The sequence below is a fragment of the [Clostridium] clostridioforme AGR2157 genome, from assembly GCF_000424325.1.
GTDB classification, from domain to species: Bacteria; Bacillota; Clostridia; order Lachnospirales; family Lachnospiraceae; genus Enterocloster; species Enterocloster clostridioformis_A.
The window spans coordinates 77,476-100,327 of the sequence record NZ_AUJR01000008.1 but is presented as its reverse complement, the minus strand read 5'-3'; the positions used below and the strand labels follow the sequence as shown (position 1 = coordinate 100,327).

Genomic DNA, 22,852 nt, shown 5'->3' with positions numbered 1-22,852 from the left:
GCCGGGTCAGCTGTGTCAAATGTGTTTTATCCTGTCTTATACTTCATTCGCCCGGCTGCAGCCAGGACAGCCTCCACAGCCGCCTTCCATTATCTTACTATCATAGCAGTAATCTGCTGTTTCCGTCAATAAGGTAATTGCCTGAGAAGAGATTCCTTCTCCGGTTCCCGTAAATCCAAGTCCTTCCTCTGTAGTGGCCTTGACGCTTACCCTGGTCACATCCAGGCGGAGGGCGTCTGCTATGTTTGCCGCCATCTGAGGCCTGTATGCGGCCAGCTTGGGACGCTGGGCTATGATGGTGGCGTCAATATTCTCAACCACGTAGCCTTTCTCGTCCAGGAGTTCTCCTACCTTCTTTAACAGTTCTATGCTGGAGATACCTTTATATGCCGGGTCCGTGTCCGGGAAATGCTGTCCGATGTCTCCCAGGGCAGCAGCCCCCAACAGGGCATCCATGACCGCGTGGACCAGAACATCCGCGTCGGAATGGCCTAAGAGGCCCTTTTCATATGGGATATTGACGCCGCCTAAGATTAGGTCACGGCCTTGTACTAATTTGTGAACATCGTATCCTTGTCCGATTCTCATAGTGTCTCCTTGTTTGATGGGTTTGGGTTGGGGTTGGGGTTGGGCGGGACCGCCATGCTTGCCGCGATTTTGCTGCGCCGCCATGCTCGCCGCGATTTTGCCGGCCGGCCATGTTCATCGCGATCCCGTTACCCCGCCATGCACACCGTGATTTTGCTGCTCTCCGTGTCGGGCTTCGCCCTATAAAATAAGCCATAAGGAAATCTTCTTTTGTGCGGGCACAACGAAGATTTCCTTCTGCCTTATTTTGCATGGCTCATTGCCTGCGTCATATCATCATCCTTACCTTTCTGGCTATGCAGCCGGCTTGGATGTCTGTCTGGAAGCCGCAGCTTTCGCCGTCTGCATGGACGGGCAGCGCTGCTTCTGTGTGGATGGATACTTCCCTGCATTCGTAGGTTCTGACGCCTTTGGGCCGCCGCCTTCCTATGAAGGCTGACAGCAGGACGGGTATCAGCTTTGTCCTGGTGCCGTGGCTCATGACGCAGATGTTTAATTTTCCGTCGCTTCCGTCTGCCCTTGGGGCAAAAAGGAAGCCGCCTCCCTCTGAGGGCTGTATGTGACAGGATATGAAAAGAATGTTGTTGAACTCTACCTTTTTTACCCCGTCTAATAAAATATATCCTTTGCAGGATTTACATTTGAAAAACTGGTGTATGCCTATGAGTATATAAGAAAGTTTCCCCATACCGAAACGATTTAAACGCTGACGGCATCTGGAAGACAGAGCATCCTGACAGACGGCTGCGTCAAATCCGATTCCGGCGCTGACCAGGAACCGGCGGTGGGATACCTCCTGATTCCCATAGGTAAGGACTCCGTAATCAATCATGGTGAAATGCCGGGGGGCCAGCTGTTTCTTAAGACACTTTATGGTACGGCCAGGCATGCGAAGACTCCTGGCCAGGTCGTTGCTGGAACCGGCCGGGATATAGCCCAGACTTAAAGGCCCATGGAAAGACACACCGTCCAGAACCTCGTTCATGGTACCGTCCCCGCCCACGACGATGATATATCTGGGCTCATCATGGCTGTCTGTCAGCAGCCTTGCCGCGGTTCTTGCGTCCCCAATGCCTTCTGTCAGGAAAACTTCGTATTCAATATTATGACTGTCCATATAACGGGCTATGGCTTTCCAGATTCTGAGACCCTTGCCGGAGCCTGCTTTGGGATTTACAATGAAGTTATACATGAAGGATTCAGGTCGTCCTTTCTAATATTTTACTCTGCCTTAAATTATAGCATAATACCCTATAAAACACTAAGAAAATTTCTATAAAAAAAGTTGTAAAAAAAGTCTTGACAATTACCACAATTTATCATATACTGTACAGGCAGTCGCGAGTGAGACACAAACGACGGCAGGATATGGGGTCTTAGCTCAGCTGGGAGAGCATCTGCCTTACAAGCAGAGGGTCACAGGTTCGAGCCCTGTAGGCCCCACTATCTACCAAACCAAATATGGCGGAATAGCTCAGTTGGCTAGAGCACACGGTTCATACCCGTGGTGTCGAGAGTTCAAATCTCCCTTCCGCTACTCGAGAAGCTTTGGATTGTCAAGGCTTCTTTTATTTTGCCGCCGGGTATTTGCCTGCCAGAGCATTAAATCCGTCTGAAATCTGCCATGGAGGATATGAGCATCATGGAAAAGGAACAAATCTTTCAGAGAAATGCAGGATTTTTCGCATTTTTTCTAAGCGGCATATGTGCCATCAGCAGCGGTGTTGTCGTAAGCATTCTGCAGGAGACCTGCGGCTTTGCATACGGCATGACAGGGACACTGCTGTCCCTTATGAGCATAGGCAATCTTCTGGCCGGCTTTGCCTCAGGCATGCTGCCTGCGAAAATCGGCACCAGGAAAACAGCGGTGCTCCTGACAGCAGGCTATGGGGCCGGATATCTGATCATGGGATTTTCCGGATGGATGCCGGTTCTCATGCCGGGCTTTTTTCTGGTGGGCGTTGCCAAAGGAAGCACCATCAATACCTGTACGATCCTGGTGGCTGATAACTCCGGCGATCGTACAAAGGGCATGAATATCATGCACAGCTGCTACGCCCTGGGCGCGCTCCTGTGTCCTTTCTTCATCAGCGCCGCCATGAAGGCCGGAAATGCCGCCCCAATGCTGGTGCTGGCAGCCTGCGGTTTCCTGCTGTGGCTGACCTTTTGTGTGACTCCCGCCGAAACAAAGGCCATGAAAAAGGACACGAACATAGATAAAAGCTTCCTTAAAAGCAGAAAATTCTGGATGCTCACCGGTCTTCTGTTCTGCCAGAACGCGGCGGAAACCAGTGTAACCGGCTGGATGGTTACATATTTTAAAGGAAACGGCATCATATCCGGATCTCTCAGCCCCTACACCGTGACCGTGATGTGGGGCACTACCCTGATTGCCCGCCTGCTCATAGCATTTGTAATTCCTATCAAAAACAGCTATTCTGCCATGATTAAGATGGGCATTGGCTGCATCATCTTCTACCTGGGCCTGATGATGGCCAGTACCCAGACCACTGCCATTCTCCTGCTGTTCGCCTTTGCCTTTGCCATGGCCGGCATGAATCCCACTGCCGTGGCCAGCGCAGGCCGTATGACCAGTGCGGCCAGCATGGGAATCATGCTTCCGGCTGCCAGCAGCGGCGCCATCATCATGCCCTGGATTATCGGCATGGTGGCTGAATATGCAGGCATTGGAATCGGAATGGCTTCCAATATCATTCCCTGCGCAGGCATGCTGTTATTCAGCGCAGCTGTAAAACGGCTGAAAGAATAGGAGCTATGGATCCATGCTCTACGATAAGAATATAATGTACGGAAAAATACGTATTCTGGAAGAAAAGACTATGACCAGATTTATGACAGGAATTATGTGGCGGCCGGCTCCACCCACGCCCTGCACATCGAAGAACATGTCCCGAAATGGTGGGCCATTGCAGCCACCGCGCCTGTTATTGACGCGGATGATGAGGAGATGACCCAGCACGCCCATGAGGGAGGCGCTCCAGTGCCTTTCCCAGGACGGGTATATCACTATCATTCCCAGCCGCGGCTTTAAGATACGCCAGCTGAGCAAGGAATCCATGCGGGGAATTTAACCATCTGTTCCAGCGGCTCATGTACATGATCCATCTGACCACATCCAGCGCCCTGTCCATTGAAGGACGGGTCCAGGCCACGTTTGAGGAACATCAGGAACTTTACAACTGCTTAAAATCAGAGGACGGGGATAAAGCCTACAGGATCCTCATCGCCCACCTGCTGATGCCCCTTAATATGGACATCCTGTGACATGGAAGGGCAGTTCACAGGATTAAAATTGCCTGCACTGTCCAATTATAATGCCACTTTCACAACTACCTTTTTTACTTCACATGGTCCGCCTGCCTGACATCTTGGCTTGTGAGCATCCTCAGGAGCAACTACGATCAGGTCGCCCTCCTCCAGGAATACGCTTCCTGAAAATTCAGGCTCTTCATAGAAGATCAGGTCATTGGCTTCATTGCGCTCTTTCTCCACCAGTCCGTCTCTCTTGCACACCCCGAACTGCTCCCTGCCGGACACCATGTACTGAATGTCAAAATATTTCTCATGAGTCTCAAAGGAACCCTGGCTTGCAGTAAATGTGGTATATTCCTGTACGTTCGCAACCACCGTATCCCCCATGATCGGATAGCTTCCCGCTGCCAGGGACTTGATATCAGTCTCAGCCAGCCACTTATAGGCGCAGGTAAACTTTTCTTCCAGGTAATTGTACTTCTCGGCAATACTTACATTTGAAAAAAACATTGTCATGACCTCCTTGTCTGAACCATATGTTATTATCTGCTTGCAATATCTTCTGTTTCCATATTTCCTGCTGCAAGGGACTGAATCTGTGCCCAGATCGCTTCATCCACACTGACACCGTCTGTCATGCTCTTTGCACGGGTGGTAACAGTGCGCTCACCCGGGCAGGTCACGTGGCCGCCCTCCCGCTCCGGATGGCTTGCGTCCGCTGCAGCCACACGCCTGTTGAGCATTGCCTGGATATCCTCCTTGTTTCCGAACAGATATGGGTCAAATGCAATGAAGATCTGACAGCAGCCGGTACAGCTTCCGTTGTTTGCCTCATCCATGTCTGTTCCGCAGTTTCCGTTTGCCATAAGAGCCGCTGCCATGTCCAGGGCAATGGCCATTCCGCTGCCCTTCCAGTATCCGGTGGGCAGGATGCGCTTGCTCTCCTCAATGGCTCCCGGATCGCTGGTCAGGTTGCCGTCCTTATCAAATCCGCCCGGGAAAGGAAGCTCCTTGCCGGCCAGACGGTAACCCCCCAGCTTGCCATAGGCATACTGGCTCATGGCCATATCCAGCACAATGGGTCCGTCTTCCCTTGGGATGGCGATACAGAACGGATTGTTTCCAACTCCCGGCTCATCGCTTCCCCATAGAGGCATACAGCTCTCAGTATTGATCCAGCTGATCCCCATGAATCCGGCCTCCGCCATACGCCATGCGTAGGTGCCGCCCCTCATCCAGTGAGTGGTGTTCTTAAGGGACACACAGCCGATGCCGTGGACCTTTGCCAGCTCCATGGCACGGTCGGCGCAGTACAGCGCATTGGTGATGCCGATTCCAAGATGACCGTCATAATTCTCCACAGCGCCCTTTGCTCCCATTAACACAGGCTTGCCTTCCAGGTTGATCCACCCCTTCTGTACATACTCCGCAAAGCGTGGAATACGGTTAAGCCCATGGCTCTCAACGCCGTCCGCGCTGGACTGGGCATGGATGGCGGAGCACACCTCTGCCTGCTCCCCGCTCAGTCCCATGTTTAAAAATGCAGTCTTTACAGTGTCTTTGACAGTATCATAGGGGATACGTAAACTCATAGTCCTTCTCCTTTAAACACATTTATATTATTCATCCTTACTTGTTCCGGATCATTCCAGATCAGGCGCCTGTTCAGGCGCGCATGGCTCAAGTCCTGCAAACTCCATCATTTCCTCATAAAGGCCGCTGGCTTCTTCGGGGGAATAGCCGTATACAAGAAACACGTCCATGACATAGGGGGCATAGGGAATGCCTGTTATCTCTTTTGCAAATGCCATGGCCGCGATCTCGCTGAGTGCAATGATGGTGGAGTCATTGTGCACAGGACCCAGAGACCACAACCTGATCTTTTCGGTCTTTGTATATATTTCGTGCTTATATTTTTCTTCCACATTATGGAAGATCTCATGGGCCAGCAAAAGCCTGCTTATGTTCAGCCTGTCCGTCAGGATCTCTCTGATTTCCGGCTTTTCCAGGAATTTCTTTGCCTTTTTCACCGCATCCATGTAGATGCATATGGTGTCCGGAACCCGGTATTCGGCAAAGAGCACCCGGTCCGTCTTCTCCGGATAGGTGGGATAGGACACCTTCATGCCCATGGCCTTTGCTATCACCTCAGGATCGGAGCTTTTGTACTCCTCCATCACCTTTCGGGCATATTCCTGCCCGCAGGCCAGGGCCTGCTCCATCCAGCTGCGGCGCTGCTCATCCGTAAATTTTCCATTTAACGGTTCCCTTGAGAACACATACCGGAACCACTCCACCGGCCGGATGGCGGCCAGGTCCTCCAGCATCCGTTCCAGAGGCCGCAGCGGAAAATGGGGACGCTCATAGCGTTTCGTCCCCTGTTTTCCGAACAGCCCGTCTGTTATGGGCTTTAAAGCTTTCTGAAACTCTTCCTTGTTCATAATAAATTAAATCTCCGTCACTGATGCCACGATGAGGATATCCTCATCAGGTTCCCTGTCACCCAGATCCAGATCCATCAACAGGTAGATCTGATCCAGGTCAACTGCACTGTAATCGCCTACACGCGGTCCCACACATACGAAGAAGTCAGGTCTTATGACCGTATCGGTCTTAAACACAGCCTCATCCTTCCACATCCGCTCAACCACATCCCTGTAATCTGCGACCTTGCATTTCACAACATTACCATTAGAGCACTGAACCTTGATAAATCCTTTCTTATCAACAATACGCAGCGGATGCCTGTCATCACGCAGACCCTGGTACACATAGAATTTATCAGTCATCTCCGCCAGTGCGATCTGGCTTACCTTTGGTCCAAAATCCTGGGTGGCCAGCTCACACGCCTCTGCCTCATCACATTCCTTTAACAGATCCGTGGTCTTAACTTCCGTAGAACCGGTTGCAATGGCAGTTACCTTACCGGTCTGGTTGTCGATCTCGATATGGACTTCAACCGTATCCGGTGATGCGCCGGAGCTTACAGCCATATCAGCCGCTTCCTTCTTAAGCTCCCTGATATCATCCCGGGAAGGATTGGGGATCACACGCTCAACCACGTCACGTACCATGGAAAGGGCAACGCCGATGGAGGAGATAACCTCCGCATTCTCAGGAATGCTGTACTGAAGTCCCATCTTTCCCGCGCAGTAGGGAACCAGGGATGCTGCTCCGCCGCCGCAGCCTACCAGCTTCATGCTCTCAGGATCAAGCTGATATTTCTCTGCCAGAGCATTGATACATGCATTTACTTTTTCAAAATCCTTATCCAGAATCTGGGTAGCCAGCTCTTCTACTGTAATGCCCAGTTTATCCGCTACGGGCTGCATGGCCTTGCGGGCTGCATTGGCATTGCCGTGAGCAAAGTACTGCTCCTCGATCAGACCCAGCACGTTAGCCGCACATGTATTGGTAAAGCAGATACGCTTTCCATTCTTTAAACGGATGGTCACATAATCGTTTGGATCCCCTGGCTTAGGGCTTACCATTTCAATCTGCGGATCCTCAATCTCCTCCTCAGGAGTAAAGCATGCATACTCACAGCCTGCAATATGTGCAGAACGGGGACCAACGTCCACCACTGCCTTGTCGCTGATACGCACCATGGAACCGCCTGCGCAGCCCAGGATACGCACATCCAGGGAACTGATGTAAGTGTCATGTCCTCCGATCTTGGCATAGTCAACACCCGGACGGCCGTTCTTGATCACACCGATGTTGGTAGTGGTTCCGCCCACCTCAAAGTAGATTGCATTGGAAGCACGCAGATACATCAGGGAACCCATAACGGAAGCAGCCGGTCCTGACAGTGCTGTCAGGATAGGACGCTTACGCATCTCACTGATCTCCATAACGCCACCGTCGCCTCTCATGATCATCAGAGGCACGGTAACGCCTGCCGCACGTACAGATGACTCGGTTGCATTGGCTGTCATCATCATCTTTGGCAGGATGGATGCATTGATCGCTGCAGTACGTGTACGGCGGGTAAGTCCGTACAGCTTTGTAATATCAGAAGCCATGGTAACTGGCACATTTTTCTTCTCCGCACAGCCATGGATCATCATTTCCTCATCCATACTGTCCACACCAAAGGCCATGGAGGCAACAATTACCTGTGCGCCCTGGTTCAGTAATTCATCAATATTCTGGTTGATCACATCTTCTGTCAGCATTTTCTTCTTGATAAAGGTATTGTATACCTTGATCATCCTGCCAACCTTTTCATCCAGAACAATGTCTTTAAGGGCCAGCTGGCGCTTTGCCAGAAATCCTTCCAGGCCGCCGCCTGCAACGCCGACCACGCCGACACTTGCCACGTCGCCTTCAATAAAAGCGTTGGTAGCCTGAGTGGTAGAGTGGGCAACGAACACAACATCTTCTGGTGCGATGTTGTTCTCGCGCATACAATTCTGAAAACTCTTTACAACACCGGCAGCAACGCCACTTTTATCATCATGTGTGGTTTTAACCTGATTTTTTCCAATAATTTCATGGGACTCATTATCCATTGCAACGCACTTGGTGTAAGTTCCACCAACGTCAATCCCCATACGAACAGCTCTATGATTACGCTCTGCCATATTATCCATTCCTTTCACTCTACAATACTTTTCCAAGATCCTTATGAGCGTGGACTTTTATTACTACTTTAACGAAACATTTGTCGGGAGATATCCGGGCGCACATGATGTACGCCCGGTTATACAGAATATTCTTTTATTTTTTAAGAGAAATTCATTGTCAAATCTTAGATGAACCAAGCAGCTCCGAGTCCGCCTAACAGGAAGAATACAGCAATGTACTGGATCACACCTGTAAGGTAAGAGTTTGGAATTGATAGTTTCAGGAAGTCTCTGGATTCTACCTTGGTATAAGCAAGACCCCATGCAACCCATGACTGGGTGATACAGCTTCCGATATTAACAGTGATGGTTGGGATGGCAAATACGGCGTATAAGAATGGTACTGAGAAGGATGCAACGTTAGATAACACACCCAGTGTAGCAGCACCGCAGCCAACCAGTGTCATAGGTCCGCGGAACAGGCCCATGAAAAGCAGTACAGCAAATATTACACAAACAGCCAGTTCGCTCTTAGGCATTACATTTCCTAAGATCGCCTTGAAATAAGGAGATGCATATGTAGCAACCTGATTGAACATAGGCAGTGTAAGAAGGAAGCCTACCAGCGGAGCGGTATCAACCACGCCATCATAGTACAGCTTGTTTACCAGCTGACAGTTCTCTTTGAAGGATCCCTTCATCCTGCCGCAAAGGAACAGGGCCAGGAAACCAGCAATGATGAATCCGCCGATAACGGAGAAATCCAGCCAAATTTTCAGTACAACCGGTACGATTGGGAGGATCAATGTATACATTGGTGCATTCTTCTGGTCAGGAGAGGAATTGCGGCTCTGAGCTGCCCATGAATAAACTGTCTTTGACTTCTTAAGATAAACAGCAGCAAGTACAGTGGTTGCCACCAGCATGATGATCAGTGCTGCATAACCCCAGTGAGCTGCATACCATCCCAGTGTGAATTCAGGCATCTCATCAGGAGTAATATAGAATGCACGGTACTGCGCAAAGTTAACAGGGTTCAGGTAGATACCCGCTGCAACAGATCCCATGAAAGAGAACATTGCGATTGCCTTGGGTACGCCAAGAGACATCAAAATAGGAAGTACGATAACGCCGATAGCGATAACAGGGCCAGCGCCGGTCATAGCGGTAAAGATCAGTGCTGTTACTATGTTTAACAGCGCGATGGTAACCATTGGCTTATCTCCGCCCAGTTCAACGGTCTTACGGATCAGAGTAGATGCAATACCGGTATCCATCAGGACACGTCCAAACCATGCCCCCCAGCAAACATTAACCAGTGTGGTACCCCAGCCTTCAGGAGCACTCTGGAAAATCTTGTTCAGGATAAATACCAGCTTTGTGTCTGTGCCTTCGCCAAACTGCAGAACCGGGTTAGCTTCAATGAATGCCTGGCTGGCAAACATGGTTCCCACCAGCGGCAGAACGGTCCAGATAACGGTAATCATCAAGAATCCGATCATCAGATTGTGGCCCTTGATACAGTAGTATGCCAAGCCGAAGAAAGAAAGTAACAAAATTATACCAATAACGTATTCCATGGTATTCCTCCTCATATCTTTTTTATTTTCCTACACGTGAAACTGCTTTCCCTGTTGCTTCAGGTCCCCTTCTCTCTCAAAACATCAGGATATTCTGAACTCATCTCCCTTCATTATGTAATAAATATATTTCCATCCAGATCGGCACGCTCTGACCTTATGTGGAAAAGAACTGTGGATAGATCCCCTGGAGTGTATCCATGTTCCAGAGAATTGTGTTGAAATGGTTGGAACAGATCAGGGAAGCTGCCTCCGCATCCCTCCGCATTATGTTGTCAACAAGCAGGCGCCCTTCCACCTGGGTGTGTTCCCACCTGGTCAGGGATGACATGTAGACCTTAAAATTAAAGGTGCTGTACTGGAGATAGTTGACCCGCATCAGGTCACAGTCCATTGTCCTGAAATAATCCCATATATGCTCCTTGCCGCAAAAGGTGGACAGCAGGTAGCGCAGATGTTCATCCGCTGCCAGCAGTTCCAGCACCTCATTATCCCCTGTGATCTCCTTTTGTTTTGCAAGGGTCTGTTCCAGGGCATCCCTCTGCTCCGTGGTCAGCCCCTGTCTGCAGATTTCCTCAATAACCGCCTGCTCCAGAACAATATGGGTGTGCACGGACTGTTTGATCCGCTCAGGGTTGATCATAGTGACCACAGTCCCCCTCTGAGGATACACCACTATGCAGCCCTCTTCGATCAGCCGGGCCAGTGCATCTCTTACAAGGGCACGGCTTACGCTCATCTGGGAGGAAAGGGAATTCTCACTGAGCATCTCACCGGGTTCGATGGCCAGGCTTAGTATCTGATTGCGCAGAAAATTATAAATCTCATTTCTGGAATCGACTTTCAGAATCTTGTCTTTTACCTCAGGCATACTTTCATCCCCTCTCTGCCCGCTTCGCCCCCTGCCTGTCACGGGGGTCTGCCAGGATTGCATACAAGTTATTTTCGCTTTTGCATACCAGTTTGACTTAAAATTGCATATCAGCTGCGGAAATAACGGTTTAAAATGGATTGTATTATTTTCAAGACATATACAAGGTAACATATTTTTCTCACGAGTGCAACACAATTTTTGACATTTTACCCATGATTTTTGTCATTGTTTTTATTTATTAGTTGCTTTTTGCACAAATAATGATAATATTTATATTAAAAAATGCAATGAGAGAAATTGCATACAAGTTTGAATTGGAACTTATTTACATATTTCACGTTCTGCTCCAATGTTTTAAATAATGGAAATGCATTCTTATCAAACCTGTCCTTTTATGCTATAATTTGATATGTGCCATTGATTACCAATGGAATACGCACCTGAACCGACTTGATTTTTCGCAGAATATAAGAAAGGTGATCGTTATGTCACTACTTCCCTTTAATGACCCTAACAGCCGTATGATCGCGCGCCGCCCATCAGAGGATGCCCGCCAGTATGCATACCGCGTGATTAAAAACTGCATACTGGAACTGTTTCTTCCTCCGGGGCAGAAGATGAACGAAATAGCCTTGGCTTCCTCTTTAAATGTAAGCCGTACGCCTGTACACGATACTTTTACCAAACTGTCCAGGGAGAACCTGGTAGACATCATTCCCCAGCGAGGGGCCTTTGTATCCAGGATCGACTCAGAACGGATTGAGCACGCCATCTGGCTTCACACAAAGCTGGGCACCTCCATGCTTCACACCATCTTTATAAAAAATGTGAAGAAAAATGATCTGGAATCCCTGTATTACAACCTTAGCCAGCTGGACGACTATCTTTACCAGGGCAACCTAAACCAGGCCCCCAGGCTGCTGTCTGATTACTATCACCAGCTCTATATACTGGCCGGGGACATGGACCTGGTATGGGAATCCCTGCAAAAGGTAGATATGGACCTGCATCGGCTCTTATACCTGGCCACCAGCAGTTCCGCTGTGGCGGAAGGTTTCCTGTGTGAGCTCACCAACCTGACCGATGCCCTGGCCAACAGGGACAATGACCAGGCCTGCCTGATCTACAGCCATCACATGTCCAGGATGCTGCTTCTGCTCCCGCCTTTAAAGCAGCATAACCCGGAATATTTTATCTGCGGCAGCAGTGATGCCGCGTCCTGATCTGCAAAACATTGACCGCGCTTTAGCGCCTGCAGGACAGGCGCTAAGTGCTCATAACCAGGAGGTATGTGATATGGAAAATTATAGGGATTTATTTTCCCTGGAGGGCAAGACTGCACTGATCACAGGAGGAACGGGCGGACTTGGCAGCGCCATTGCCCTGGCCTTTTTACAGCAGGGAGCTAATGTGGCTGTGTGCGGCGGCCATCCGGAAAAGGCGGCCGGCCTGGCTGACTATGCGGCCCAGGCAGGAAGAAAGTTCCTCTCCATACGCTGTGATATCCAGAAACAGTCAGACATTGACAATATGTTAAATGAGATCGAGGAACAGCTGGACACTCTGGATATCCTTGTAAACAGCGCGGGCATGAACCGTCTTCTGCCTGCTGAGGACTACACGGAGGAAGCCTTTGACCAGGTCATGGGACTGAACGTAAAAGGGCTTCACCTGATAACAAAGGCGATTGGAAAGCGCTTTATGATCCCCAGAAATTATGGCAGGATCCTCAACCTTTCCTCTGTCAAGAGCCTGATCGGGACCACGGAAAACTATATCGCATACTGCGCCAGCAAGGGCGCTGTGAACATGTACACCAAACAGCTGGCCTGTGAGTGGGGCAAATACAGGATCACCTGCAACGCCATCGCCCCCACCTTTGTCCGCACCCCCATCAATTCTTTCCAGCTGGACGATCCGGCTTTCTGCAAAAAGCTGACGGACCGGATCCCCCTGGGCCGCATCGGACAGGAACGGGATATTGCGGCAGCGGCCCTGTACCTTTGCAGTGACGCGGCGGAATTCGTAAGCGGACAGGTACTGGCCGTGGACGGCGGACTTACATCCATGCAGTAAAAGGCGCCGGGACAGGCCGCCGGCTGTTTATAACAAGGGGGCGGCGTCCCCATGATACTTCAGGTCCTGGACTTAAACACCGCTCCCCGCGAAACTTTAAGGCCGGAAATCCACCGAAGGAACATAGATGTCCAGTTCCTGGCTGCCGGCGGACCGGAGCGGGCGGGATATTATAATGATGACCAGACAAACCTGGTGGATGAGGACCTTCTCGACACGCCAAGGGACATCCTGTTTTACCGCAACAATCCCAATGCCCCGGAAGGTACCATTGAGATGGTTCCCGGGACCTATGCTGTTTACTTTCCATGGGATGTGCATATTCCGGCTGTCCAGACAGGAGCTTCCCCTGCGCCGATCCGCAAGATCGTGATTAAGGTTGCCATGAGCGCCTGCGCCCCCGTGGCAGAAAACTGAGGTTTTGATTATGGATATGATCACTCATCTGGAAGCCCTCGCCCAAAAGGACCCCGACCAGCGCCGCCAGGCACTGGTGCAGGCGCTTGAAGCCGAGGGGCTTTCTTACACCCTCCAGGAGGAGGAAGCCAGCTTTAAGAATCCAAGAGGCGTGGCTAATTACCTCCTGACCCCCTGGCAGGAAACTCCCTGCCTGTTGTTCTGCGCCCACTATGACGCGGTGCCCGGTAGCTTTGGGGCCAATGACAACGCGGCATCCCTGTGTATCCTCATTGCCCTTGCAAAGGAATTAAAAATGAGGAATCTTCCCGCCCGCTTTGCTTTCTTTGACGGAGAGGAAAACGGCAACGCGGGAAGCAGGTTCTACGCCGCACAGATGGATAAGTCCGCCATTACAGGAATCATCAATCTGGATGTGTGCGGATTCGGTGATACCATTGCCATCTGCGGCAAGGGCCATGAGACCAGGCCTGTGCTGCGCCCATTCTGTGACAAAGCCCTGTTGGACAAGCACAATGGACAGGTATTAAAATACCTTCCCAAAAGCGATGAGGTCTCCTTTGCAGGCAGCCGGATCCCCACCATGAGCCTGTGTGTGGTCCCCCGGTGGGATATCCAGTACCTGAAGGCCATAGCCACCTATGGCGACGGCTTTCTTGGCCGCCCCCCTGAGTTTGATATGATGCTGGAACAGATGGAAGTCATAACCACCATGCACGGCGGCTACCGCGACAATCCACAGTACGTGGAGGAAGATGCCATGATGCAGGTCTATGAGTATCTCCTGGAAGGAGTGACGGCCCCGCCTGCTGTGAAAAAACGGCTCGGGCTTCTTTAGGAACCGGCTGCACCATTTTTTAGTTTTCTTAATCAGCCCCGGCCAAGAAACCGGGACTGCTTTTTAATGCGGATATTATTTATACTCTTATATTTATATGACCAAATACTCCCCTGTTGGCTCCGGTACTGCCGCCCATCCGTCTCCCCTGTCAGCCGCAGCACCGCATATCTTATTTTCCTCTATTCCACTGCGTTCTTCTTAAGCATCCCCAGAATCACGCATCCGGCCGCTGCTCCCACAACTACCGCAGCCAGATACATAAAGGAATTTCCGATGGTGGGAAGGACGAAAATACCTCCATGAGGCGCCCTGAGGGTACAGCCAAATGCCATGGAAAGTCCTCCTGCGATGGCGGAACCGATGATACAGGAAGGAATCACGCGCAGCGGGTCCTGGGCTGCAAAGGGAATGGCTCCCTCTGTGATGAAGGACAGTCCCATCACATAGTTGACAATACCGGACTGACGCTCCTTTGCCGTGAATTTCTTCTTAAAGAAGGTGGTGCACAGGGCAATGGCAATCGGAGGCACCATACCGCCTGCCATGACGGCTGCCATAACCTCAAAGTTGCCTTCCGCCAGCTGTGCGGTTCCGAACACATAAGCTGCCTTGTTAAACGGACCGCCCATATCAATGGACATCATGGCGCCTAAAGCCATACCCAGCACGATCCGGCTGGTGCCGCCCATTCCGTTCAGGAAACGGGTCAGGCCGTCGTTAATCATACCCATATATGGGTTGATGAATGTGGTTACCACTGCTGCCAGGAAGATACCGATAACCGGATAGAGAAGCACCGGCTTGATGCCTTCCAGTGACTTTGGCAGTTTGGAGAAAAGCTTCCTTAAGCCCGCCACGATATATCCGCCTACAAAGCCCGCAAACAGAGCGCCCAGGAATCCTGCGTTCACATCGCCCCCTGCCGGGTTGGCAAAGGTGGATCCCATCTTGGCAATCAGTCCTGCCACCAGTCCCACTGCCAGGCCGGGACGGTCCGCAATACTCATGGCGATGAAGCCAGCCAGGATAGGAAGCATCATTCCGAATGCCTGCTCGCCCACAGTCTTAAGATAGGCTGCCAGTGGCGTATTTTTTCCAAAGTTGGCCGGGTTAATGGAATAATCGTCAAACAGGAACGCCAGGGCAATCAGGATACCTCCGCCAATGACAAAGGGAAGCATGTGGGATACGCCGTTCATCAAGTGCTTGTAGATGGTTCGCCCAATGCTGTCATTGCCTTCTGACACGGACTCTCCCCCCGCGGCTCCTGTGTGATGGTACACCGGCACCGTGCCGTCCACTGCCCGTTTGATCAGTTCCTCGGCCTTGTGGATACCGTCGGCTACAGGGACCATGATGACAGGCTTTCCGTCAAACCTGGCCATCTCCACGTTCTTGTCAGCAGCAATGATAATGGCATCCGCCGCTGCGATTTCTTCCCTTGTGAGCACATTCTGGGCTCCGCCGGAACCGTCGGTCTCAGCCTTCAGGGCAATCCCCAGCTTCTTTCCCGTATTCTCCAGGTTCTCAGCCGCCATGTAGGTGTGGGCAATGCCGGTGGGGCAGGCCGTAACAGCCAGAACCCGGTAACCGGAGGAGGAACCTGCTTCTGCACCCGCCTGTGCATCTGTCTTGGCCCCCGCCTTCGCGTCTGTCTTGGCACTCATCTTGGCATCCGCCTTCGCATCCTGGCCCGCCTCTCCCTCAAGCGCCCCAAAACGCTCTACCTCTGCCTCATCGATGATGCGTAAAAATTCATCCTTATCCGCTGCCCCCATAAGCCCTTCCTTGAATCCAGGATTCATAAGCAGGGTAGACAGGCGGGATAATGCCTCCAGGTGTACGTCTGCTCCCTCAGCAGGCGCCGCAATCATGAACAGAAGATTTGCCAGGGAACCGTCAAACGCGTCGTAATCAACGCCCTCAGGAACCACCATGGCTGCCAGTCCGGGCTCCTTCACTGCCTCTACCTTTGCGTGGGGAATGGCGATTCCCTCACCGATGGCCGTGCTGCCCAGAGCTTCCCTTGCCAGTATGCCTTCCTTGTATCCGGCGGTGTCCTTAAGCCTTCCGCCTGCATCCATCAGGGATACCAACCTGTCGATGGCCTCCTCCTTACCCAAAACCTTTACGCCCAGCTCAATGCTCTCACTTTTTAATAACTCTGTAATCCGCATAAATGCGCCCCTCCTGACTGATTAAAGTGTGTTTAAGAGTCTCATAATTTCATCTTTTGTTCCAATGCCGTCGGAAAATGCAGTAGCGCCGCCGCAGGCTGTTCCCAGCTTCAGAGCGTATGCATAGTCCCCTTTTTCCAGGTATCCGGCTATGAATCCTGCCACCATGGAATCCCCTGCTCCAACGGAATTCTTTACGGTTCCCCTGGCAACTCCCTGGCGGTGTACGCTGCCGTCCTCTGCTACCAGTATGGCTCCGTTTCCTGCCATGGATACCAGTACATTCACCGCTCCCTGTTCCCTAAGCTTCCTGGCATGGAGAATGATTTCCTCTTCTGTCTTAAGCTCCAGCCCGAACATCTGTCCCAACTCATGGTTGTTGGGTTTGATGAGGAATGGATGGTACTTTAAGACCTTTAGGAGCAAATCCTTCTCCGCATCCACTACCATGCGGATTCCCCTGCCGTCCAGGCGTTCCATGATTCTCTGGTAGATGTCATTGTCAATGGCAGCCGGTATGCTTCCGGAAAGGACCAGCACATCCCCTTTCATTAAATAGGAAAGCTTCTGAAAAAGCTGCTCCACATCGCCGGCTGTAATCTCCGGTCCCATGCCGTTAATCTCGCTTTCCTGGTCGGACTTCAGCTTTACGTTGATGCGGGACATGCCCTTCTCCACCTGGATGAAATCAGAGTCAAAGCCCAGGCTCCTGACTCCCCGCTCAATCTCCCGGCCCGTGAACCCGGCTATAAATCCCAGGGCCGTACTCCTGTATCCCAGGTTTGCCAAAAGAGCCGAAACATTGATGCCCTTACCTCCGTAAAAGATGTTTTCTCTGATGGTCCGGTTTACACTTCCCAATGTGAAATGTTCTACTGCCGCCACATAGTCCAGTGCCGGATTAAATGTTACTGTGTAAATCATATATCTCTGCACCGCCCTCTCATGAAAATTTATTTCTTATCTTGTCTCTATCATAATACGATACTGAATTTTCGTCAATAGTATTTTATAAGAAAATTAATTTCACGCATTTTTTCGTCGCAATATACAAACAGACGGCCTGTTTTCGTAAAAAGCCGTCTGTTTTTTGTGCATTATTTTCTATTTTATCGTTAGTACTGCGTTGCGTCATTTCTTATCCGGCGATATGGCTTTTTCATGACGACGTATATGCTCCACGGATCCCTTCATACCGGCCATCAGCAGAAGGTACAGTATCTCCATGACTGCCGTAGCCGTCACCCTGGAAAACCAGAACTCCTCTGTCAGCAGTTTTTCCCTGGTGGCAGTGACAATCTTGTAGTCGCATATCCTGGCCAAAGGTGAATTTCCATTGTTAGTAATGAGGATGACCGTGCATCCGTTTTCCCTTGCCCCCTCCGCCAGTGTCTGGAGACGCTTGGAGCTTCCTGAATTGGATATGACCATAACCACATCCTCCTGTCCCAGGTTAAAGGTATAGGCTGTCTGCGTTTCCCATATATCCCCTGCCACAGCCGGTATCCCCAGCTGGTTGAATTTAAAAGCGCCGTCCAGCGCCACGGGAATGGTATTGCCCACAGCTGCCAGCTGCACCATTCGGGCATGTTCCAGCTTGTCCAGGATATGTTCCAGATTGGCGGGGTCCATCATGTTCACGGTCTCTGTCAGCTCGGCCACCTTGTTGGCCAATATATTCTGAAGGGACTGCCGCAGATCGCCGCGGTCAATGTCATTGGACACATTCCTGTCCTTTTGTTCTTCTTCCAGCACCTCCCTGGCCAATGCCAGCTTCAGGCTGTGGAATCCCTTGAAGCCGCACCGCCTGCAGAAACGGGATACGGTGGCATCGCTGGTCCCGCTGGCCCTGGACAGCTCGCCCACTGTCATATCCACCACTTCCGCCTTATGCTCCATCATGTAATCCGCTATCTTTTTCTCTGCTTCAAAAAATTCATCATAGGAGGAGCAGATGACTCCCAACGCGCTTCGTGTCTCTCCCATATCATAATCCGCCTGTCTCATGTAAATATATTTCATGATTTAAATATAGCACACAAAATTTTAAAATAAAAGTTGTTCTTCGTCATATATTATAATACTTTATGAAACTTTATTAACTTTTCGTTACTCCCCTTGTTTTTCCTAATTTACTGTGCTATAATCTCTAAACGTTAACATATTATTAACAATTTGTTTATATTTAGCCGCATTTTATCAGGTCTTCAAATGTGGGAAAGAGGCTGGTATCATGAAAAATATTAAAACATTTCTTTCCAAGTACAAACATGCATGGCTGCTGAGTTACGGCTTCATTTATCTTCCATGGTTCTGTTACCTGGAAAAGACGATCACCCGTAATTACCATGTAATGCATGTGGCACTGGATGACTTCATACCGTTCAATGAATATTTTATTATTCCCTACATGATGTGGTTTTTATACGTGGCGGGAACCATTGTTTTCTTCCTTTTCCGGAATAAGGAAGATTATTACAGGATTTGTACCTTCCTGTTCTCAGGCATGACCATCAGCCTGATTATCTGTACCTTTTTCCACAACGGCACAGATTTCAGACCGGTCATTGACCCGGGTAAGAACATATTTTCCGGCATGGTTGCCGCCCTGTACCAGACGGATACGCCTACCAACGTATTCCCCAGCATCCATGTGTACAACTCCATCGGCACCCACATCGCCATCATGAAGAGTGAGTCCCTTAAGAAATATCCCTGGGTGCGAGCCGGTTCAGCCATCCTTATGGTTTCCATCTGCCTGTCCACCGTATTCTTAAAACAGCACTCGGTCATCGACATGGTGGGAGCAGCTATCATGGCTTATGTGATTTACGGAATCGTCTACGGATACAACTGGTCCGCAGAAGACAAGAAGGTCACCCAGAAGGCGCTCAGTTAGCTGGATGGAGACTAAAGGGAGAGAAGTTAAATAGCAGAAATTAAACATCAGTGTACAAGGGGCTACAAACGATATAAAGAAATGTTTCAGATATGCAGAGTGGAAAAGTCAGATTTTCCACTCTATTTTAACATACTCGCTGGTTGCGCTGATTGATGAAATCAGGCCGTCCGTGGCTTTCCTCTTATCCTCAAAGCTGATATTCTCCCAGTCGTCCAGATAGCCGGACAGCAAATCAATCTGCTATTGGGAAATGGTCTCAACGGATAATCGGCAATCGCCTTTGCGATTTTCTGGCGGCGCGTGTCCAGTTCCTCGATTTTCTTGTTGGCATAGGCAAGCAAGGTAGCGTTTGCCCCGGTCAATGTATCAAGAAGCTTTTCAATTTCCGCCTCTACCTGTGCAAGCTCCACCTGATAGGCGGTCAACTTCGGGTTGGCCTTTTCCTCACCGCCCCGGAGGTGTTTGAAATCACGGAATTTCTCTCCCATAGCGGTAAAAATGAACTGTTCAAATTCTGCCTTAGGGCAAGCGGTATTTCCATGAAGAAAAATGGTTGGAAATCCGAGGCCCGAAGTGTCAGCGTCGCTTTGCTCCTTATGTTGGCTTGAGGGTATAAAAATAACAGAGGTTCATCATAATCCCCTGCTATTCTTGTACTAATATGATAAAAAATTTTTTGAAAAACTCTCAACGTCATTGAGAGTTTTTATCCTCATCTACCATTTCCGTTAATTCTTCAAGTTTCTTTTGTAAGATTTCCTTGCTGATTAGTTTTGTCCGGTATTCGGAAATCATTGTGGGACTCATGTTTCGACTCAGGGCATATTCAACAACGTCCTCGTCCTTACTCTTGCAAAGGATAATGCCAACGCTGGGATTTTCGTGGGGCTTCTTTACATCTCTGTCCAGTGCTTCAAGATAAAACTGCATTTTTCCAAGGTATTCCGGTTTGAAATCATCAATTTTCAACTCAATCGCAACAAGGCATTGGAGTTCTCTATGAAAAAAGATTAAGTCAGTATAATAGTCGTTCTTTCCTACTTGAAGATGATATTCTTCTCCCATAAAAATGAAATCTCTGCCAAATTCCAGTAAAAAATTTTTCATGTTCTTCAAAATAGCCTTTTTAAATCATATTCCTTATAAGGTTCCGGCAGGTCTAAAAACTCCAGCATATACATGTCCCTGATTATGTTCGTAGGAGCGGCCTGGGATATGGCGGAAGGAGCCTTACCGTCCGACAGCATCAAACGCTCGTAATATCCGCTGTCAATCTGCCGTTCCAGTTCCTTTGCCTTATACTTTTCCCGGGAGGCCAGCTTCAAATAGAATAATCGCTCTGCATCCGATTTTGTCTTTGACATGATATGCAGATTATTTGACCATGTATTTTCCCGTAACAGAGTTCCCAGCTCCGGTTTGTCACAATAGGTTTCAAAGAACTGCTTCATACGCCAGATATTCTGTGGAGAATAGCCTCTGATTCCCGGCTCCTGTGACAGGATATATTCAGAAAGTGCCTTTACGGTAGAACGCCCCCAGCCATCCTGCATGGCCTTATGGGAAACAAATTCTCCAATCCCCCAATAAAGGTCAATCATTGTGGCATTCACCTGATATGAAGGCAATGGCCATGGTAACCCGTCCATCAGCCTTTACCATGGCGTCGTCCCATGAAAGTGATGCTCAGGAATATAATCGCTGTAGGCCTGCAGGATTTGAAATGCAGATTCAATCTGCTCCTTTGTAAAACGCTGCTCCAGATAAGCGATGAACCTGCCGAAATTTTCCGTGTCATAAGCCCGGTGCATTTCGTGAAGCTCCAGTCCCTTCTCAGTGGGATAATACAGGACCTTCTTTTCATTATACCGCTCGCGCCCCCGGTAGAGGAGTCCTGAGCGCTCCAGCTGTTTCCTCCCTGCGTCAATCCCTGTTCCTCTCTTTTTCTATTGTCTCAGATAAAAATCTTAATTCCATTCTATCCAGTTTATGGGCAAAAGTCAACCTTTCCCTCCGGAATACCCCCCTGCCATCCATCCTGTAAACGTGGATAAAAAAATCCACGTTCCTCCCGACCAACAGGATTTCCATGGATTTTTCACTTTAGTATTCGATTGAAAATTAGATTGGGCTTACTGCTCCTTCGAAAAAGGATTCAGCATCCTGCTCACCACTTCCTCCTCAGACGGGCCTTCGAACAGGGTACTTCCCTGGTCCTTAGCAGGTATGCTGTCCACCTTGGAACCGTCAACGCACCCCCTCATCTCTACTTCATGCTTATAGTCAGCCAGGTATTTTTCGATGGCGCTGATTTTGTCCTCAGGCGCCTCCATACCTTCCCTAGATAGTCCCATGATGTCCATGACCGTATCCAGCTCACTGGCATCCCAGTCCTTAAGAACTGTGTTTGCAAGAAACTGAATCCGCTCCCTGATTGAATTACACTTCAGAAATTCTTTTACCATTTTATAAGACCTCCATGCATATGGAAATTTTTTGATACCGGCTATACTATACTACCTCGTTAAAATGATGTCAATTAAAACCGTAAAATTTCTGCGTTATTTTATATCCCAGAATCAAAAGCCCCCTTCCGCCCTTGCCGGGAAGGTTGCAGCCCTGTCCCAAAAAGCCCATCCTGAGCCGCAGGAAAAGGGGCAGATTCTGCTTTTTCAGATACTGCCACAGCTCCTTCTTTTTCTCCAGGTTTTCCTCTGTTCCGGATTTGATAGCCAGGACAGAACAAATGGTCATCATGATTTCCAGGTATTGTATCATGTAGTGGCGCAGCTTCCTGCTGCTTATCTTCATGGCATCATAATACCCCAGCATCAGCTTGGTGACCCGAATCTGCTGGTCAATGCGGCCAATCATTACCTCTTCGTTGACTGACTGGTCCTGCCTTCCGATGTAATAGCGGTAGAAATTCACGTCCAGGTAATAGATATGCTTCACATGAGGCAGGGGCTGGTACACAAAAATATTGTCCACATAAAAGGTGTGTTTGGGAAGCTCCAGTCCGCACTGGATAAGCAGCCCTGTCCTGTAAATAACAGAGTGCATCAATATATACTGCCCTGTCATGAAGAACTTCACGTCATTCCATCCAAATACCCTGTCCTTCGGAAATGCCGTGTGGTATTTCATCACTTTTTTTCTTCTGGCCCCTTCCTTCTCATAGACAAAGTTGGTTACCAGCATGTCCAGTTTCTCCCCCCCGTATACAAACCGCCTCAGGGTTGCAAGGACCTGCTCATATGCCTCCTCATTGACCCAGTCGTCGCTGTCCACCACCTTGAAGAAAATGCCTGTGGCATTTTTAAGTCCTGTGTTCACCGCTTCCCCATGCCCGCCGTTTTCCTGATGAATGGCGCGGCAGATAGTGGGATATTCCCGGGCATACCGGTCAGCAATCTCTCCTGTCCTGTCTTTGGTGGAGCCGTCATCCACAATAATAATTTCCACTTCCTCCCCGCCCGTAAGCAGGGTGTTGATACAGTGCTCCATATAGCTTTCCGAGTTATAGCAGGGGATTGCCACAGTCAATAACTTCACG

At 49.7% G+C, this 22,852-nt stretch carries 23 protein-coding genes, 2 tRNA genes and 1 pseudogene; 9 read left to right on the top strand and 17 right to left on the bottom strand.

Annotated elements, in window-relative coordinates; all coding sequences use genetic code 11:
* Positions 1-36: 36 nt before the first annotated feature.
* On the bottom strand, positions 37-588 hold the full coding sequence (gene ispF, locus G614_RS0105120; RefSeq protein WP_027641088.1) for a 2-C-methyl-D-erythritol 2,4-cyclodiphosphate synthase: 552 nt from the start codon (positions 586-588) through the stop codon (positions 37-39).
* A gap of 268 nt (positions 589-856) precedes the next feature.
* Positions 857-1,780, bottom strand: a complete 924-nt coding sequence (locus G614_RS0105115; RefSeq protein ID WP_027641087.1) for a diacylglycerol/lipid kinase family protein — start codon at positions 1,778-1,780, stop codon at positions 857-859.
* Positions 1,781-1,958: 178 nt separating this feature from the next.
* Between G614_RS0105115 and G614_RS0105110 the strand changes: the two genes are divergently transcribed.
* The 4 genes and pseudogenes from G614_RS0105110 to G614_RS34955 form a co-directional block, all read left to right on the top strand.
* Positions 1,959-2,031 (top strand) — tRNA-Val (locus G614_RS0105110).
* A 20-nt stretch (positions 2,032-2,051) separates the two neighbouring features.
* Positions 2,052-2,125: transfer RNA gene (locus tag G614_RS0105105), tRNA-Met, on the top strand.
* 105 nt (positions 2,126-2,230) lie between these two features.
* Positions 2,231-3,358, top strand: coding sequence for an MFS transporter (locus G614_RS0105100; protein WP_027641086.1), 1,128 nt, complete (start codon positions 2,231-2,233; stop codon positions 3,356-3,358).
* A gap of 208 nt (positions 3,359-3,566) precedes the next feature.
* Positions 3,567-3,873, top strand: a pseudogene (locus G614_RS34955) (FCD domain-containing protein); the annotation flags it as partial.
* A 45-nt stretch (positions 3,874-3,918) separates the two neighbouring features.
* On the opposite strand, the gene G614_RS0105080 reads toward G614_RS34955, so the two are convergent.
* The 6 genes from G614_RS0105080 to G614_RS0105055 all read right to left on the bottom strand — a co-directional run bounded on the left by G614_RS0105080 (position 3,919) and on the right by G614_RS0105055 (position 10,880).
* Positions 3,919-4,371: a YhcH/YjgK/YiaL family protein gene (locus G614_RS0105080; RefSeq protein WP_027641084.1), complete on the bottom strand. Its 453-nt coding sequence runs from the start codon at positions 4,369-4,371 to the stop codon at positions 3,919-3,921.
* A gap of 32 nt (positions 4,372-4,403) precedes the next feature.
* Positions 4,404-5,453, bottom strand: a complete 1,050-nt coding sequence (gene yiaK, locus G614_RS0105075) for a 3-dehydro-L-gulonate 2-dehydrogenase (protein ID WP_027641083.1) — start codon at positions 5,451-5,453, stop codon at positions 4,404-4,406.
* Positions 5,454-5,504: 51 nt separating this feature from the next.
* Positions 5,505-6,302: a hypothetical protein gene (locus G614_RS0105070; RefSeq protein ID WP_027641082.1), complete on the bottom strand. Its 798-nt coding sequence runs from the start codon at positions 6,300-6,302 to the stop codon at positions 5,505-5,507.
* 6 nt (positions 6,303-6,308) lie between these two features.
* Complete coding sequence (locus G614_RS0105065; RefSeq protein WP_027641081.1) at positions 6,309-8,447, bottom strand: hydantoinase/oxoprolinase family protein; 2,139 nt, start codon at positions 8,445-8,447, stop codon at positions 6,309-6,311.
* A 167-nt stretch (positions 8,448-8,614) separates the two neighbouring features.
* Complete coding sequence (locus G614_RS0105060) at positions 8,615-10,009, bottom strand: hypothetical protein (RefSeq protein WP_027641080.1); 1,395 nt, start codon at positions 10,007-10,009, stop codon at positions 8,615-8,617.
* A 157-nt stretch (positions 10,010-10,166) separates the two neighbouring features.
* Positions 10,167-10,880: a GntR family transcriptional regulator gene (locus G614_RS0105055; RefSeq protein WP_027641079.1), complete on the bottom strand. Its 714-nt coding sequence runs from the start codon at positions 10,878-10,880 to the stop codon at positions 10,167-10,169.
* Between the two features lie 488 nt (positions 10,881-11,368).
* Here G614_RS0105055 and G614_RS0105050 point away from each other — a divergent pair, with 488 nt between their 5' ends.
* The 4 genes from G614_RS0105050 (at position 11,369) to G614_RS0105035 (ending at position 14,214) form a co-directional block, all read left to right on the top strand.
* Complete coding sequence (locus tag G614_RS0105050) at positions 11,369-12,106, top strand: GntR family transcriptional regulator (RefSeq protein ID WP_044917430.1); 738 nt, start codon at positions 11,369-11,371, stop codon at positions 12,104-12,106.
* Positions 12,107-12,179: 73 nt separating this feature from the next.
* On the top strand, positions 12,180-12,959 hold the full coding sequence (locus G614_RS0105045) for an SDR family NAD(P)-dependent oxidoreductase (RefSeq protein ID WP_027641077.1): 780 nt from the start codon (positions 12,180-12,182) through the stop codon (positions 12,957-12,959).
* A 51-nt stretch (positions 12,960-13,010) separates the two neighbouring features.
* Positions 13,011-13,376 carry a YhcH/YjgK/YiaL family protein gene (locus G614_RS26820; protein WP_044917429.1) on the top strand — a complete coding sequence of 122 codons (366 nt, stop codon included), beginning with the start codon at positions 13,011-13,013 and terminating at the stop codon, positions 13,374-13,376.
* Between the two features lie 10 nt (positions 13,377-13,386).
* A complete protein-coding gene (locus G614_RS0105035; RefSeq protein ID WP_027641076.1) occupies positions 13,387-14,214 on the top strand; it encodes a M28 family peptidase in 828 nt (275 codons plus the stop codon).
* Positions 14,215-14,396: 182 nt separating this feature from the next.
* Here the strand turns inward: G614_RS0105035 and G614_RS0105030 are convergent, their stop codons facing one another.
* The 3 genes from G614_RS0105030 to G614_RS0105020 form a co-directional block, all read right to left on the bottom strand.
* Complete coding sequence (locus G614_RS0105030; RefSeq protein ID WP_027641075.1) at positions 14,397-16,394, bottom strand: PTS fructose transporter subunit IIABC; 1,998 nt, start codon at positions 16,392-16,394, stop codon at positions 14,397-14,399.
* Positions 16,395-16,415: 21 nt separating this feature from the next.
* Positions 16,416-17,318: a 1-phosphofructokinase gene (pfkB, locus tag G614_RS0105025; RefSeq protein ID WP_027641074.1), complete on the bottom strand. Its 903-nt coding sequence runs from the start codon at positions 17,316-17,318 to the stop codon at positions 16,416-16,418.
* A gap of 207 nt (positions 17,319-17,525) precedes the next feature.
* Positions 17,526-18,380: a MurR/RpiR family transcriptional regulator gene (locus tag G614_RS0105020; RefSeq protein WP_027641073.1), complete on the bottom strand. Its 855-nt coding sequence runs from the start codon at positions 18,378-18,380 to the stop codon at positions 17,526-17,528.
* A gap of 247 nt (positions 18,381-18,627) precedes the next feature.
* On the opposite strand from G614_RS0105020, the gene G614_RS0105015 reads away from it, so the two are divergent.
* Complete coding sequence (locus tag G614_RS0105015; RefSeq protein ID WP_027641072.1) at positions 18,628-19,293, top strand: phosphatase PAP2 family protein; 666 nt, start codon at positions 18,628-18,630, stop codon at positions 19,291-19,293.
* Between the two features lie 161 nt (positions 19,294-19,454).
* Here the strand turns inward: G614_RS0105015 and G614_RS0105010 are convergent, their stop codons facing one another.
* The 6 genes from G614_RS0105010 to G614_RS0104985 form a co-directional block, all read right to left on the bottom strand.
* Positions 19,455-19,784 (bottom strand): hypothetical protein, encoded by a 330-nt coding sequence (locus G614_RS0105010; RefSeq protein WP_027641071.1) that lies wholly within the window; start codon positions 19,782-19,784, stop codon positions 19,455-19,457.
* A gap of 205 nt (positions 19,785-19,989) precedes the next feature.
* A complete protein-coding gene (locus tag G614_RS32465) occupies positions 19,990-20,403 on the bottom strand; it encodes a PDDEXK nuclease domain-containing protein (protein WP_242828003.1) in 414 nt (137 codons plus the stop codon).
* 5 nt (positions 20,404-20,408) lie between these two features.
* Positions 20,409-20,897, bottom strand: a complete 489-nt coding sequence (locus G614_RS32460) for a DUF1016 N-terminal domain-containing protein (protein ID WP_242828001.1) — start codon at positions 20,895-20,897, stop codon at positions 20,409-20,411.
* Between the two features lie 54 nt (positions 20,898-20,951).
* Entirely contained in the window at positions 20,952-21,107 is a 156-nt protein-coding gene (locus tag G614_RS32455) for a hypothetical protein (protein ID WP_242828000.1), read from the bottom strand.
* 321 nt (positions 21,108-21,428) lie between these two features.
* Positions 21,429-21,761, bottom strand: a complete 333-nt coding sequence (locus G614_RS0104990) for a hypothetical protein (RefSeq protein ID WP_027641070.1) — start codon at positions 21,759-21,761, stop codon at positions 21,429-21,431.
* Between the two features lie 70 nt (positions 21,762-21,831).
* Positions 21,832-22,851 carry a glycosyltransferase family 2 protein gene (locus G614_RS0104985; protein WP_027641069.1) on the bottom strand — a complete coding sequence of 340 codons (1,020 nt, stop codon included), beginning with the start codon at positions 22,849-22,851 and terminating at the stop codon, positions 21,832-21,834.
* Position 22,852: the final 1 nt, after the last annotated feature.